The organism is Dyella choica (assembly GCF_003977665.1).
GTDB lineage: Bacteria > Pseudomonadota > Gammaproteobacteria > Xanthomonadales > Rhodanobacteraceae > Dyella_B > Dyella_B choica.
The window spans coordinates 17,525-31,640 of record NZ_RYYV01000008.1; the positions used below are offsets into that span (position 1 = coordinate 17,525).

The following is a 14,116-nucleotide window of genomic DNA, read 5'->3' on the forward strand; positions in this document are numbered from 1 at the left end:
TCGCCTGGACGCGACTCGGGCGGAACATCTCAGGCGGCGATGGGCATCCCTGCCGCCCAAGATCTTGGCACACAGGTTGCTTCGGATAGAGCGAGGCACGGGTCGACGCAATCCCATGCGCCGGTGATCGTTTGATGACCTGACGAGAGGATCATGCATATGATCGAGAACCGCGACGAGCAATTCAAAGAGTTGTGCGCCCAGTACGGTGCCGTCATGTATCTCGTACAGGCATTCGAGAACGAAGTGGCTAACGCCAATTCATGCATCACTCTTGCGCCGGGCCTCAAGCAGCCAGTCACGGCGGGGGAAGAGGTGGAAGATCCGCCGTCGGACGAGCCATTTACGGTCGGCCTGCACACCCTGGTCAAGCGCCTGAGCGGGCTCACGTTTGTGCCAGCGACGCTCGTAAGCATGCTCGACCAGGCGAAATCTCGCCGGGACTTCCTGACCAAACGATTCTTTCGCGATCGCGCGGAAAGCTTCTACATGGGCAGGAGCGAAGAGTTGCTGGAAGAATTGGAAGGGCACGGAAAATTCTTTCACGGCGCGGAGAAGTCGCTGCAGGATTTCCTGTGTCCGCTACTTCTGAAACTGGGCTTTGCCCAGGCGGGCGTACAGGGAGAATTCGACATGTACTTCGCTGCGCCGGACTCCCACATGCTCCATTAGGGACGGTCTGAAAAAGTCCGTCACGGACTTCCGCGCCGCGTCCGGTACACGCCCGGACGCGGCTATGCCAAATCAAGCGCTTACGCACCTGTTTCGCGGCGGGCCTTCCCTGGCCCGCGGAAACTCTGAACTCATTCAGAGTTTCCTTAGCTGCCGCAAAGCGGCAGTGCCTTTTTGGCCCCCCGGCGTCACGTCGCGGCGCCCGTGCACCCCATCCTGCCGACTATGCAGGAACGGCCCGCACACATAGGCTGTGATGACCATCCCAGCATCGAGCGCAGTGCATGCATGGCCATGCCGGGGTTTGCACCCCGGCTTACGATGGTCCCCAGCGCACATCAATCGCGCGTTTGAATATTCAGCCAGCGCGCGACCAGCGTGTCCAGGCTGAACTTGCCCGGCCCCGCTATCAGGAGCCAGAAGAAAATCGTGATGTAGAGCACTTCGTCGGCTTCAACGTAGTCATCCAACCCCATCAGGCGGCTCGATACCACCAGGGCCAAGGCCACCAGCATGTTGATGATCATCGGAATGCTGACCAGGCGCGTGAACAGTCCGAGCATCAGCAGCAGGCCGCCAACCAGCTCCGTCCAGGCCGACAAAGCTGCATTGAACGCCGGGTGAGGAATGCCCCAGCCGATGAAGCGCTGGGTAAAACCGTCCAGGTTCTGCACCTTGCCGATACCCGTCTCCAGCCAGAAGTAACCGAACACCAGCCTTATCACCAAGGGGCCCAGCGAGCGTCCCGCATGCAGGATGCCGAGCCAACGCGAAGCTGTCGTCGCCAAGAAATGACGCATTGCACCTATTCCCACACGTGGAGTAGGCGCATGATGCGCGGGCTGCCCCATTGCCTCAATGTCCAGACGTCCAGACTTTCTTGCCTGGCATCCGCCGGACTGTTGGGCATAAATGCAGGATGCACGGATGCAGCGACCGATGGAGCGAAGCAGCACAATCGCCCTTGTCCGGGTGGCCTCATGGCACCGGGCAAGTATCCCTGTGCCGCCCTGCGGCGACCCACAAATCTTGGAGCGATAGATATGAACGTCAAGACAGTCAATGCCAGCGCCATGGCCCTGATGGTGGCCGGTTTGTTCGCCGCCGCCACGGTTTCCGCCGCGCCTGCCGGTGCCGCCGCCGGCGACCAGGCCCAGGTCAAGTGCGTGAACTCCAGCTCTTGCAAGGGCCAGGGCGCCTGCAAGCAGGCCACCAATTCCTGCAAGGGCCAGAACTCGTGCAAGGGTCAAGGCTTCACCATGCAGAAGACCCAGGCCGATTGCGAAAAGGCGCAGGCCGCAGCCAAAGCGAAGTGATGCACACGGCGGGATGCACGCACGCCGCATGCGTCCCGCCTTCTCCAGGAGACTCTCGCCATGGCCATGCAATCCGCCGAGCGCTCCGATGCCTTGCCCTACCTGGGCTACGGATTGGGCTTGCGCGTTGAGCACTACGAAGCGCTGCGTGCCCAGCCATCCGGTGTCGATTGGCTGGAGATTGTTTCAGAAAATTACATGGTGCAGGGCGGCTTGCCGCTGACCTGGCTGGACCGCTTCCGCGAACGGTTTCCGCTGGTGATGCATGGCGTGTCGATGTCGATCGGCAGCACCGACCCGCTGGACGACGATTACCTGGCCCGCCTTGTCACGCTGGCCAGGCGCATCGAACCGGCCTGGGTTTCCGACCACCTTTGCTGGACCGGCGTGCAGGGCGTGAATCTGCACGACTTGATGCCGCTGCCCTATACCGAGGAAGCCCTCGACCATGTCGTTGCCCGTGTCCAACAGGTACAGGACCGGCTCAAGCGCCGCATTTTGCTCGAAAACGTTTCCAGCTATGTCAGCTATGCCGATTCACAGCTGACCGAGTGGGAGTTTCTGGCCGAAGTGGCCGGACGCGCCGATTGCATGATCCTGCTGGACATCAACAACGTGCATGTCAGCGCGAAGAACCATGGGTTTTCGGCGCTGGATTACCTGCACGGCATTCCGGTTTCGCGCGTGCAGCAGTTTCACCTAGCCGGCTACGAACAGGGCGAGCGTTTGATCATCGATACCCATGACGCGCCGGTTTCCAACGCAGTGTGGGACCTGTACACCGAAGCCGTGCGTCGGTTTGGCCGCGTATCGACGATGATCGAACGCGATGACCATTTCCCACCGCTGGCCGAATTGAAGGCGGAACTGGAACATGCGCGCATGCTCGCCGAACCGCTCTTGCGAGATGCCGCATGACCTCGCTGCAGGCCACGCAACAGCAGATGCTGCAGGCCGTGTTGGCGGAATCGGCACAGATACCGCCGATCATTCGTGGCAGCGATCTTACCGATGCCCGTAGCCGCCTGGAGATCTACCGGCACGGCTACCGTGTGCGTCTGCGCGACGCCTTGCAAGCCGAATTCTCCGGGCTGCGCAGCATGGCCGGCGCGCGCTTCGAAGTCATGCTGGACAAATACATCAGCGCACACCCTTCCGAGCACTACAATATTCGCTGGTACGGCGCCGGCCTTGCCGCCTTTCTCGACTATGCCCGTCCGTGGCGCGACCAGCCCCAGTTCGGGGACATGGCGCGACTGGACTGGGCGATTTCCGTCGCCTTCGACGCAGCCGATGAAACCAGCGCAAGCGCCGCCGATCTCGCCAGCGTACCGCCGGATGCATGGCCGCGGCTGCAGCTTTCCCTGCTGCGTAACCTGCATGTGCTGGACTGCCGCTGCAATGTCGATGCATTCCGCCGGGCAGCGGACCATGGACATCCTCGGCCACGCCTGCGCAGGCTCGCGCCGGCGCGGCAGATCCTGGTATGGCGCAAGGAAACCACCGTGCACTACCGGCGCCTGGACGACACCGAATGGCAGGTGCTGAGCGCCGCCCTGCGGGGTGAAACCTTGGCTGGCCTGTGCGAATGCCTGGCCGCGCGCCACGATGGTGCAGCCGCCATGGCGCACATGGTGACGTTGCTGCAGGGCTGGCTGTCAGCCGGACTGATCCATGGCTGGACATTCGCCTGAGCGAACGCTGCTGCCTTCTGATTGATGTGGCAGTGCCGCAACCGCTAGCCGGCTGTTTAGAAACAGCCGGCTAGCGCTTGATTTAAGCGTAGCCAAGTACGGACCCGTGCCGGACTTGGCGCGTTGAGAAAGGCAGGGAAGCCCTTTCTCAACATTCTGCTTCAGCACGTAACCCGAGCCGACTTCCCGGCGAATGATTGTCAAAGCGCAGTCCAAGGAAGTCTGTCCATGTACGTCGATGCTTACGCCAAACCAACCCAGGCATCACGACCGCCTACCGTCGCGCCGGCCCTGGAAGCCCTGCTCAACCAGTCGATGCTGCGTGTCGAAGTGGTGGCGGAGCCGAAATTCTGCGGTTCCTGGTTCGCCGATGCGCCGTGCAATGGCCATGGACTGTTCCATCTGGTGGGTTCGGGCGAATGCCTGATTGAAAGCGAATCCCTCGCCGAAACCTGGCATCTGCAAGCCGGAGACCTGGTGGTGTTTGCGCATGGCGACCCGCATCGGCTGCGTGCTCGCGACGCCGGGGCCGATATCGACACCAGCCTGATCTGTGGCGAACTTCGTTACGCCAGCCACACTCGTCACCCTCTCAGCCATGCCTTGCCGGCTTGCTTTGTGGTGCGCGACGCACAAGCCCACACCCTGTTCCGCCATCTGTCGACGATGATGGTCGAGATCGCGAAAACCGAGGTGCCGGGCCGCAAGGTGCTGCTGAACAAGCTGGCCGATACGCTGTTCACGCTCGCCGTATGCGATTACGCCCACCGCCACGCCGACCAGCAGGGCCTGTTCGCCGCCCTGGCCGACAATCGCATCTGCAAGGTGCTGCAGGCCGTACACGAAGAGCCCGGACGCCTGTGGACGATGCAGAACATGGCTGCCCTGGCCTGCATGTCGCGCTCGTCATTTGCCGAACGCTTCGCGCAACTGATGAACGTACCGCCCATGCAGTACGTCACACAGTGGCGCGTCAATGTTGCGGAACGTCTGCTGCATGACCCTGAAATGTCGGTGGCGTCGATCGCCGAGCGGCTGGGGTATAGCAGCGAGGCCGCCTTCCGCCGCCTGTTCAAACGCGTGAGCGGCATTTGCCCCGGCCGCATCCGCTCGGGCAGCCGTCACGCCTAAGCATTCCATCCAGGTGCCGGCTCGATTCCGCCGTGGTCGCGGCACGACTTGGCACGAGGCAAAAACATCCTGCCCGGCCGCAGCCTCTAGTCTCCTTCCTGAAACGTGGCATCATTTCCCACGGCGTGTTGACCGGCGCCGCGGATTCACGTTGTCCTGCTGCGATTAGTGAACGATCAGGTTTTCTATCGGGCAGGTCTTTCCATGGGGTGGGATTGGAGGAGACGGCAGCATGGCAACCTTTCGAAGTGGCAGGGATGGGGCCACCAAGACTGCCCGTCCTGTGCTCGCGCGGCGCATCCGCAGCGGCGCCGGCCCCATGGCCGCGCGCAACCTGCATGGGCACGTAGTGCAGGTCCTTGGACAGCGCATCGTCAGCGGCGCGATCAAGCAGGGCGAGGTACTGCCGCCCGAAGCGACCATGGCCGAAGAAATGGACGTGAGCCGAACCTCCCTGCGCGAGGCCATGAAGGTGCTCTCGGCCAAAGGCCTGGTGGAAGCGCGCCCCAAGGTCGGCACGCGCGTGCGCGATGCGCGGTTCTGGAGTCAGCTGGATGCCGACGTACTCGCCTGGCGCTGCGCCTCGATGCCCACTTCGGACTTCGTGCAGAAGCTGTCGGAAATGCGCGAAATCATCGAGCCGGCGGCCGCGGCGAGCGCCGCACGGCATCGCAGCGTCACGCAATTGAAGCGCATGCAGGTCGCCTTCGATGCCATGGAAGCCTCACACGATCCGGAGTCATGGACCACTGCCGACATCGACTTCCACGAGGCGATTCTGGCCGCCACCGGCAACGAACTGCTGATCTCGCTGTTCTCGGTGATCGAAACGGCGCTCAGCAGCTACTTCACGATGTCGGCGCATACGGCCGTGAACTTCAAATATTCGCTGCCGCAACACCGCACGGTGCTGCAGGCCATCCGCGACAAAGATCCGGAAGCAGCCCACAAGGCCATGGTCAAGGTGATTTCGGATACGAAGGAAAACCTGAGCAGCAAGCGGCGCAAGGCGTGAGTTGGAACGAAGATGCTGCCATCACGGCCCTGGGTAAATTTTGCTGAGTACAGCCGCGTAGGCTGGGATGACAATCCCAGCTTTTGGTTCGGCATTGCAAATGCTGGGATTGTCATCCCAGCCTACGCGGCTTAGCTGCGCCCTAACCGCCGGCTCGACTCACTGTTGCTTCGCGGCCTGGTCGATACCGAAACGATAAACGATGACGTTGCGATAGGTTTCGCCCGGCGCCAGCCGCGCGGAGCCGAAGTCCGGATGATTGGGCGTGTCTGGAAACAGCTGCGGCTCCAGCACGAAGGCATCGCCCTGGCGATAGATATGGTGATCCTTGCCCACGGTGGCGCCGTCAAGGAAGTTGCCCGAATCGAATTGCAGGCCCGGCTTGCCCGACCAGATGGTCATCACCCGGCCCGAATGCGGATCCTCCGCCCGCGCCACCACGCGCGGCTCGATTTCCTTGCGGCTGAGCACCCAGTTCATGTCGTATCCGTGGCCGAACAGCAGCTGTTGCGAGCGGCCATCGCGAATGTCGCGGCCGATCGGCTTGGCGACGCGAAAATCGTACGGCGTGCCCGATACGGAGACGATTGCTCCCGTCGGTATCGCAGCGGCATCGCTCACCGGCGTGATCGCATCGCCGGGGATCATCAGTTCCTGCTCCATCACGGAGCCCGAGCCTTCACCGCCCAGGTTCCAATAGGTGTGATTGGATAAGTTGACGATGCTGGGCTTGTCCGTAGTCGCGGTGTAGGCAATCTTCAGCTGGTTGTCGTCGCTCAAGGCGTAGGTCGCCTTCACCGTCAAGGTGCCGGGATAACCCTGGTCGCCATCGGGACTGACGTATTCCATCATCACGCCGGGCGTCGGACCCGGCTTTACCTCGAGCACCTTCCACACCTGCACGTCGAAGCCTTTCGTGCCGCCATGCAGGGTATTCGTGCCGTCATTCAAGCCAAGGCTGTAGCTCTTGCTGTCCAGCGTGAATTTGCCGTGCGCGATGCGGTTCGCATAGCGGCCAACGGTCGAACCGAAATACTGGCGCCGGTCGAGATACCCCTGCAGCGTGTCGTAGCCGAGTACTACGTCGGCGAGCTTGCCGTCGCGGTCCGGCACCAACAAGGACTGCAGCGACGCGCCATAGCTCATGATACGCGCGCGCATGCCATGGCTATTGGTAAGCGTCACGATTTCCACCTCCTGCCCATCCGCCGTGTGGCCGAATGAGGCACGCGTCGCCTGGCCGGCTGTCGCGACCAGCGGCAACAGCACGGTTGCCGTAAAGATCGAGCCGAGCAGCCCTGCAGATTTCAAGCAACTCCCTTTATGAAATCGGCCAGCCAAGGGCCCTGTCGCTTCTGAGCATATTGTATGATTATATAGACGCATGGCCGTCCGGGCTTTACGCGCCGCAGCACGGGCTTCGAACAAGCAGAACCGGGACATGATCGTGGCAAGGGGCATGAGCGGAGGGTGACCAAAGGCGAAGTGGAAAAGACGCATGTTATAGGCGAGCAACGTGACAAACAGAACGTCCGCACCCGACAGCCATCATCCGTACGCAGGAGCAAATTTCGCAATGCAACACGAGCATCTATCTCCCATCACTCCGTAGAGCGCCGATGAGAGTCGCAAACACCCGCAACCTGCACGGCCATGTCACCCAGGAACTGGGGGTGCGGATCGTCAGCGGCCAGCTCCAGCCCGGGGAGGCATTGCCACGTGAAGAAGCGCTTGCCGAGCAAATGGCGGTGAGCCGCACGGCCCTGCGCGAAGCAATGCGTGTGCTGTCCGCCAAGGGCCTGGTCGAGGCACGCCCCAAGGTCGGTACGCGGGTGCGCGAAGAACGCTACTGGCATCAGCTTGATGCCGACGTGTTGGCCTGGCGCTGCGCCTCGATGCCCCCGGCGGATTTCGTGCAGAAGCTGGCGCAGATGCGCGAAATCTTCGAGCCCGCCGCAGCCGCCCTGGCCGCGCGCCGCTGCGATGCCTCACAGCTGAAGCAGATCGAGCTGGCATACCGTGCCATGGAAGCGGCCCAAGATACCGATGAGTGGGCCGAAGCGGATCTGCAGTTCCACGAGGCCGTGCTCGTCGCAACGCATAACGAACTGATGATTTCGCTTTTTTCCGTGGTGGAAACCGCCCTGGGCTCGTTCTTTGTCCAGTCCGCTCGCAGGAGCGGCGACTTCAAGTATTCCCTGCCGTATCACCGCCAGGTGTTCGAGGCGATACGGCGTCGCCAGCCCGAGGTGGCCCGCCGCGCCATGCAGCAGATGATTCTCGATTCGAGTGCCCACATGACCGGCAAGCGCCGCACGAGGAAGTCCACATGATGGCCCAGGTGCGGCTGATCGGGCTGGACTGGGGTACCAGCAGCCTGCGTGCCTACCTCTACGATGCCGATGGCAAGGTGGTGGCTTCGCGCCAGCAAGCCTGGGGCATCCGTCAATTGCCTGAAGGCGGATTCGCAGCGGCCTTGCGGGCCATCACCGCCGATTGGCCGGCCTGCGTGGCGGTTGCCGCCGGCATGGTCGGCAGCCGGCAAGGCTGGCACGAAGTGCCTTACGTGGCGTTGCCCGCCGACGTGGCAAGCATTGCTCAAGGCATGCTGCGCGTGGAGGATTGCGCAAGCCACGAACTATGGATCGCGCCAGGCCTGCAGCGGCGCCAACCGGCCGACGTCATGCGCGGTGAGGAAACACAGATCATCGGCGCCCTGGCACCGCAGTCGCTGCATCAGCCGAATAGGCGTTTCGTGCTGCCTGGCACGCACAGCAAATGGGCCACGGTCGTCAATGGCCGCATCAACGCATTCGATACGGTCATGACCGGTGAAATGTATGCGCTGCTGATCAGGCACTCCATCCTTGGCGCCGGCCTTCCCGCCGAGTCCACGCCATCCTCGTTTGTGCAGGAAGCCTTCGTCCGCGGCCTGCTCGCCGCCAGGGACAGCGGCGGCGAGGGCATTTTCAGCCGCCTGTTTTCCATCCGGGCGTTGATGCTGGCCGGTGAGCTGCTGCCGGCCCATGTGCCGGATTTTCTGTCCGGCCTGCTGATAGGCGAGGAATTCCGTATTGCACGCCTGCGTGACGATGGCGACTTTTCGCCACTGTGCCTGATTGGCGAGGCTTCGTTGTGCCAACGCTATGCCCTGGCCGCGCAACACTTCCATTACGCGCTGCCGGCCGTCATCGATGACGCCGCCGCGCAAGGGCTGTGGCAGCTGGCTTGCGCTGCTGGACTGCTGGTCAAGGCCCAGCTTCATTCTTATTCCGGAGTAACAGCATGATAGGTGCGTGGCTCGATGCCCTTCCCCTGGTGGCGATTCTTCGCGGTATTCGGCCGGAGGAAGCGCTCGATATCGGTAACGCGCTGGCCGGGGCCCAATTCCGCCTGATCGAAGTGCCGCTGAATTCACCGGAGCCGTTCGAAAGCATCCGCCTGCTTTCGGCACAGCTCGGCCAGCACTGCCTAATCGGTGCCGGCACCGTGTTGCAGCCCGAACAGGTCACGCAGGTTGCCGCCGCGGGAGGTCGTCTGATCGTGATGCCGCACGCGGATGTCCGTGTGATCACCGCCGCCAAACGCGCAGGAATGTATTGCGTGCCAGGCGTGGCCACGCCTACCGAGGCGTTTGCCGCCATCCAGGCCGGTGCCGATGCGCTCAAGCTGTTCCCCGCCGAATTGCTGGCGCCCCCTGTACTCAAGGCCTGGCGTGCGGTGATGCCGCGTGAGCTGGCGATGCTGCCGGTAGGCGGTATCACGCCGGAAAACATGGCCTCTTATATCGCCGCGGGCGCCAACGGCTTTGGCCTCGGCTCCGCCCTGTACGCACCCGGCCGCGATGCGGACGACGTCGGTCGTCGCGCCCACGCCTTCGCGCAAGCCTGGAAATCGAGTCTCCAAGGAAATCCTGCATGAAGATCACCCGTCTGACCACGTTCCTCGTTCCGCCGCGCTGGCTGTTCGTACGCATCGATACCGATGAAGGCATCAGCGGCTGGGGTGAACCGGTTGTGGAAGGCCGTGCGCACACTGTCGCGGCGGCGGTCGACGAATTGTCCGATTATCTCGTCGGCAAGGATCCACGCCACATCGAGGATCATTGGAACGTGATGTACCGCGGCGGCTTCTACCGCGGCGGTCCGATCCTGATGAGCGCGATCGCCGGCATCGACCAGGCGCTGTGGGACATCAAGGGCAAGCATCTGGGCGTCCCCGTGCATGCGCTGCTGGGTGGACCGGTGCGCGATCGCATCCGCGTGTACTCGTGGATTGGCGGCGATCGTCCGTCGGACACCGCCAAGGCGGCCAAGGAGGCGGTCGCGCGCGGCTTCACCGCAGTGAAAATGAATGCCACCGAAGAGATGCATTTCGTCGACACGCACGCCAAGGTGCAGCGCGTGCTGGAGAACGTACAGGCCGTGCGCGATGCGGTGGGGCCGGACATCGGCCTGGGGCTGGATTTCCATGGCCGCGTGCACAAGCCGATGGCGAAGGTGCTGATGCGTGAGCTGGCGCCATTCAAGCTGATGTTCATCGAAGAGCCAGTGCTATCCGATCACCTGGAATGCATTCCGGAACTCGCCAGCATCTCCCCCGCACCGATCGCGTTGGGTGAGCGCCTGTACTCGCGCTATGACTTCAAGCGCGTATTCGCTACCGGCGGCGTGGACATCATCCAGCCCGATCCTTCGCATGCCGGCGGCATCACCGAAACGCACAAGATTGCGATGATGGCAGAAGCCTACGACGTAGCGCTGGCGTTGCACTGCCCGTTGGGACCGATCGCGCTGGCAGCCAACCTTCAGTTGGATGCGATGTGCCACAACGCATTCATCCAGGAACAAAGCCTGGGCATCCACTACAACGCCACCAACGATCTGCTCGATTACATTACCGATCGCAGCGTGTTCGCCTACGAAAATGGCTACGTGTCCATGCCGGACGGCCCTGGCCTGGGCGTCGAGGTCAATGAGGCCTACGTCGCCGAACGCGCCGCCGTGGGCCATCGCTGGCGCAATCCGGTCTGGCGCCACGACGACGGCAGCGTGGCGGAATGGTAATGTCCACGAAGAGACCCCAGATGCCCATGTTCGCCACCTACCCCAGCCTGGTCGATCGCGCGGTATTGATTACCGGCGGCGCAACCGGCATTGGCGCCGCCTTCGTTACGCACTTTGCGCAGCAAGGCGCTCGCGTGGCCTTTCTCGACATCGATGAGCAGGGCGCCTCAGCCTTGCGCGACGCCTTGCCGCAAGTACGTCATGCACCGCTGTTCCTTCCCTGCGACGTCACCGACATTGCGGCTCTGCGCAAATCCATCGCAACGGCCAGCCAGAGCATCGGCACGTTCGGAGTATTGGTCAACAACGCCGCCAACGATCGGCGACATCGTCTTGAGGACACGACGCCGGAAGAATTCGAACAGAGCGTCGCCGTCAACTTGCGCCACCAGTATTTCGCCACCCAGGCGGTAGTGCCCGGGATGCGCGAGCTAGGCGGCGGCTCGATCATCTGCCTGGGCTCCACCGGCTGGATGATCAAGAACGCCGGCTACCCGATGTACGCGATGGCGAAGTCGGCTGTGCGCGGCCTGGTCAACGGCCTGGCGCGCGAGCTGGGCAAGGACCGCATCCGCATCAACGCCCTGGTGCCCGGCTGGGTGATCACCGAGAAGCAGCGCGAGCTATGGCTGGATGAAGCCGGCGAGCAGGAAATCCGCAGCAAGCAATGCATGCCCGGATATCTGGGCGCGGATGATCTGGCACGCGCGGCCTTGTTCCTGGCCGCCGATGACAGCCACATGTGCACCGGCCACGATTTTATCGTCGATGGCGGCTGGGCATGAGCCTGCAAGCAACATTGGTGCTGGACGCACGCAACACCCTGGGTGAAGGCGTGACCTGGTGCGTGCGCAGCCAGGCGCTGTACTGGACGGATATCCATGCCTCCATGCTGTGGCGTTATCGCCCTGCCGATGGCAGCACGCGCCAGTGGACGATGCCCGAGCGCCTTGCTTCGTTCGCTTTGTGCGATGCGGCTGACTGGCTGCTATTGGGATTGGCCAGCAGCCTGGCCTACTTCCACCTGGAAAGCGGCGAATTGATCCGCTTGGCTGAAGTCGAAGCCGGTCTGCCTACGCGGCTCAACGATGGCGCCTGCGACCGCCACGGGCGCTTTGTGTTCGGCACGCTGCATGAACCTGCCAGCGGCGAAGCACGGCGTGCTGCCGGTGCTTTCTATCGGCTACGCGCGGATCTGACGCTGGAACTGCTACCACTTGGACCGGTCGCGATCAGTAACAGCATCGCGTTCAGTCCCGAGGGCGGCACGATGTATTACTGCGATTCGTTCACGCGCATAGTTTGTCGCTGCAGCTACGGCGACAGCATCACCAAGCCTGAAGTGCATATCGACTTATCGCAAGCCCAAGGTGAGCCGGACGGGTCCGCGGTGGATAGCGAAGGCGGCTTATGGAATGCCGAATGGGGTTCCGGCCGCGTGGTGCGTTATACGCCCGACGGCAAGCAAGACTTGATCATCACGCTGCCTGCCAGCCAGCCCACACGCGTGGCTTTCGGCGGCGAAAGATTGAACACGCTCTACATTACCAGCGCTCGGGACGGACTCAGCGCCGAAGCACTGGCGCAAGAGCCGCATGCCGGCGGGCTGTTTGCCGTCGAGGTGCCCTTCACCGGCATGCCCGAGCCACGTTTTGCAGGCCGGCCCATGTGAGCCGGCTTTTTCTAGGCATTGGGAAGTAGCCGAAAACATCCGCTTGACGCGAACGACCGGGGAGTCATTCATGAGTGTCAATACCATTCCAGCACCTGTCACAAGCCATTCGCATGCCAGGCCCCACGCCAAGGCCACTGCCATCTTCACCTGCGTGCTCGCCGCGCTGGCCGGCTTGATGTTCGGCCTGGACATCGGCGTGATTTCGGGCGCCACCCAGTTCATCCAGAAACAGTTCGGCGTCTCCGATCACCAGATCGAATGGATTGTCAGCGCCATGATGTTCGGCGCCGCGGTCGGCGCACTGTTTGCTGGATGGATGTCGTCCGCACTGGGGCGCAAACGCTCGCTGATTCTTGGTGCGGTGCTGTTCGTGGTCGGCTCATTGTTGAGCGGACTCGCCTGGTCGCCCGATACGTTGATCGCGGCGCGCGTGGTGCTGGGCCTGGCGATCGGCCTCGCCACCTTCACCGCACCGCTGTATCTGGCGGAAGTCGCACCTGAGTATATTCGTGGCGCGATGATTTCGGTCTACCAGCTGATGATCACCATCGGTATCCTGGTCGCCTTCCTCTCGGATACGGCTTTCAGCTACACCGGCAACTGGCGCTGGATGCTCGGCATCATCGCGATCCCCGGCGCGCTGTTCCTGGTCGGCGTGCTGTTTCTCCCGGATAGCCCGCGCTGGCTGATGATGAAGCAACGCGAAGCGGAAGCGCTGGACGTACTGCAACGTCTGCGCGGCGATGCAGCCATCGTCGAGCGAGAAGCGAACGATATCCGCGAACAACTGCGCACGCCGCAACGCGGCTGGCACTTGTTCCAGGAAAACAGTAACTTTCGCCGTTCCGTGGGGCTGGGCATCCTGCTGCAGCTCATGCAGCAGTTCACCGGCATGAACGTGGTGATGTACTACGCGCCGCGCATCTTCCAGGACATGGGCTACGACCCCACGGCACAGATGTGGTTTACGGCCATCGTCGGCCTCACCAACGTCCTGGCTACCTTCATCGCCATCGGCCTGATCGACCGCTGGGGCCGCAAGCCGATCCTTTATACCGGCTTTGCGGTGATGGCCGTCGGCCTCGGTGTGGTCGGAAGCATGATGGGCGTCGGCGCGAGTTCGCACGGCATGCAGCTGTTCACCGTGGGCATGCTGTTGGTATTCATCGTCGGCTTCGCGATGTCCGCCGGCCCGTTGATCTGGACCCTTTGCTCGGAAGTGCAGCCATTGAAGGGGCGCGACTTCGGCATCGGCTGCTCCACCATGACCAACTGGATTGCCAACATGATCGTTGGCTTCACTTTCCTCACCCTGCTCAACCGTTTTGGTCACACCAACACGTTCTGGCTCTACGCAGGACTCAATCTGGTCTTCATCGTACTGACCTTCTGGCTGGTGCCGGAAACCAAGGGCATCACGCTAGAACAGATCGAGCGCAATCTGATGAGCGGCAAGCGGCTGCGCGACATCGGCCGCTGATTCAGCTCTACATCTTCAGAGGGAAGCTCCCGGCCGGCGCACCACCGGCCGGCAACAAAGTCGTCTT

15 protein-coding genes are annotated in these 14,116 nt (G+C 62.4%); 13 read left to right on the forward strand and 2 right to left on the reverse strand.

Annotated elements, in window-relative coordinates:
* Positions 1-159: 159 nt before the first annotated feature.
* Positions 160-672: a hypothetical protein gene (locus EKH80_RS12080; protein ID WP_126685024.1), complete on the forward strand. Its 513-nt coding sequence runs from the start codon at positions 160-162 to the stop codon at positions 670-672.
* Positions 673-1,010: 338 nt separating this feature from the next.
* On the opposite strand, the gene EKH80_RS12085 is transcribed toward EKH80_RS12080, so the two are convergent.
* On the reverse strand, positions 1,011-1,472 hold the full coding sequence (locus EKH80_RS12085; protein WP_126685025.1) for a DoxX family protein: 462 nt from the start codon (positions 1,470-1,472) through the stop codon (positions 1,011-1,013).
* Positions 1,473-1,715: 243 nt separating this feature from the next.
* On the opposite strand from EKH80_RS12085, the gene bufA2 reads away from it, so the two are divergent.
* The 5 genes from bufA2 (at position 1,716) to EKH80_RS12110 (ending at position 5,828) form a co-directional block, all read left to right on the forward strand.
* A complete protein-coding gene (gene bufA2 / locus EKH80_RS12090) occupies positions 1,716-1,988 on the forward strand; it encodes a BufA2 family periplasmic bufferin-type metallophore (RefSeq protein WP_126685026.1) in 273 nt (90 codons plus the stop codon).
* A gap of 60 nt (positions 1,989-2,048) precedes the next feature.
* On the forward strand, positions 2,049-2,906 hold the full coding sequence (gene bufB, locus EKH80_RS12095; RefSeq protein WP_230473639.1) for an MNIO family bufferin maturase: 858 nt from the start codon (positions 2,049-2,051) through the stop codon (positions 2,904-2,906).
* Positions 2,903-3,682, forward strand: a complete 780-nt coding sequence (locus EKH80_RS12100) for an HvfC/BufC N-terminal domain-containing protein (RefSeq protein WP_126685027.1) — start codon at positions 2,903-2,905, stop codon at positions 3,680-3,682. Before bufB ends, EKH80_RS12100 begins: the two co-directional genes overlap by 4 nt.
* 228 nt (positions 3,683-3,910) lie before the next feature.
* Positions 3,911-4,813, forward strand: coding sequence for an AraC family transcriptional regulator (locus EKH80_RS12105; protein ID WP_126685028.1), 903 nt, complete (start codon positions 3,911-3,913; stop codon positions 4,811-4,813).
* Positions 4,814-5,045: 232 nt separating this feature from the next.
* Positions 5,046-5,828 carry a FadR/GntR family transcriptional regulator gene (locus EKH80_RS12110; RefSeq protein ID WP_230473640.1) on the forward strand — a complete coding sequence of 261 codons (783 nt, stop codon included), beginning with the start codon at positions 5,046-5,048 and terminating at the stop codon, positions 5,826-5,828.
* Positions 5,829-5,987: 159 nt separating this feature from the next.
* Here the strand turns inward: EKH80_RS12110 and EKH80_RS12115 are convergent, their stop codons facing one another.
* Complete coding sequence (locus EKH80_RS12115) at positions 5,988-7,139, reverse strand: aldose epimerase family protein (protein WP_230473641.1); 1,152 nt, start codon at positions 7,137-7,139, stop codon at positions 5,988-5,990.
* Positions 7,140-7,447: 308 nt separating this feature from the next.
* Here EKH80_RS12115 and EKH80_RS12120 point away from each other — a divergent pair, with 308 nt between their 5' ends.
* The 7 genes from EKH80_RS12120 (at position 7,448) to EKH80_RS12150 (ending at position 14,049) form a co-directional block, all read left to right on the forward strand.
* Positions 7,448-8,161 (forward strand): FadR/GntR family transcriptional regulator, encoded by a 714-nt coding sequence (locus EKH80_RS12120; RefSeq protein ID WP_126685030.1) that lies wholly within the window; start codon positions 7,448-7,450, stop codon positions 8,159-8,161.
* Positions 8,158-9,117 (forward strand): 2-dehydro-3-deoxygalactonokinase, encoded by a 960-nt coding sequence (locus EKH80_RS12125; RefSeq protein ID WP_126685031.1) that lies wholly within the window; start codon positions 8,158-8,160, stop codon positions 9,115-9,117. Before EKH80_RS12120 ends, EKH80_RS12125 begins: the two co-directional genes overlap by 4 nt.
* Positions 9,114-9,749, forward strand: coding sequence for a 2-dehydro-3-deoxy-6-phosphogalactonate aldolase (locus EKH80_RS12130; protein ID WP_126685032.1), 636 nt, complete (start codon positions 9,114-9,116; stop codon positions 9,747-9,749). Before EKH80_RS12125 ends, EKH80_RS12130 begins: the two co-directional genes overlap by 4 nt.
* On the forward strand, positions 9,746-10,894 hold the full coding sequence (gene dgoD / locus EKH80_RS12135; protein WP_126685033.1) for a galactonate dehydratase: 1,149 nt from the start codon (positions 9,746-9,748) through the stop codon (positions 10,892-10,894). Before EKH80_RS12130 ends, dgoD begins: the two co-directional genes overlap by 4 nt.
* Positions 10,894-11,679, forward strand: a complete 786-nt coding sequence (locus EKH80_RS12140; protein WP_230473642.1) for an SDR family NAD(P)-dependent oxidoreductase — start codon at positions 10,894-10,896, stop codon at positions 11,677-11,679. The genes dgoD and EKH80_RS12140 overlap by 1 nt, the downstream gene beginning before the upstream one ends.
* Complete coding sequence (locus EKH80_RS12145; protein WP_126685034.1) at positions 11,676-12,566, forward strand: SMP-30/gluconolactonase/LRE family protein; 891 nt, start codon at positions 11,676-11,678, stop codon at positions 12,564-12,566. The genes EKH80_RS12140 and EKH80_RS12145 overlap by 4 nt, the downstream gene beginning before the upstream one ends.
* Before the next feature lie 70 nt (positions 12,567-12,636).
* On the forward strand, positions 12,637-14,049 hold the full coding sequence (locus tag EKH80_RS12150) for a sugar porter family MFS transporter (protein ID WP_126685035.1): 1,413 nt from the start codon (positions 12,637-12,639) through the stop codon (positions 14,047-14,049).
* The last annotated feature ends 67 nt before the right edge of the window (positions 14,050-14,116 follow it).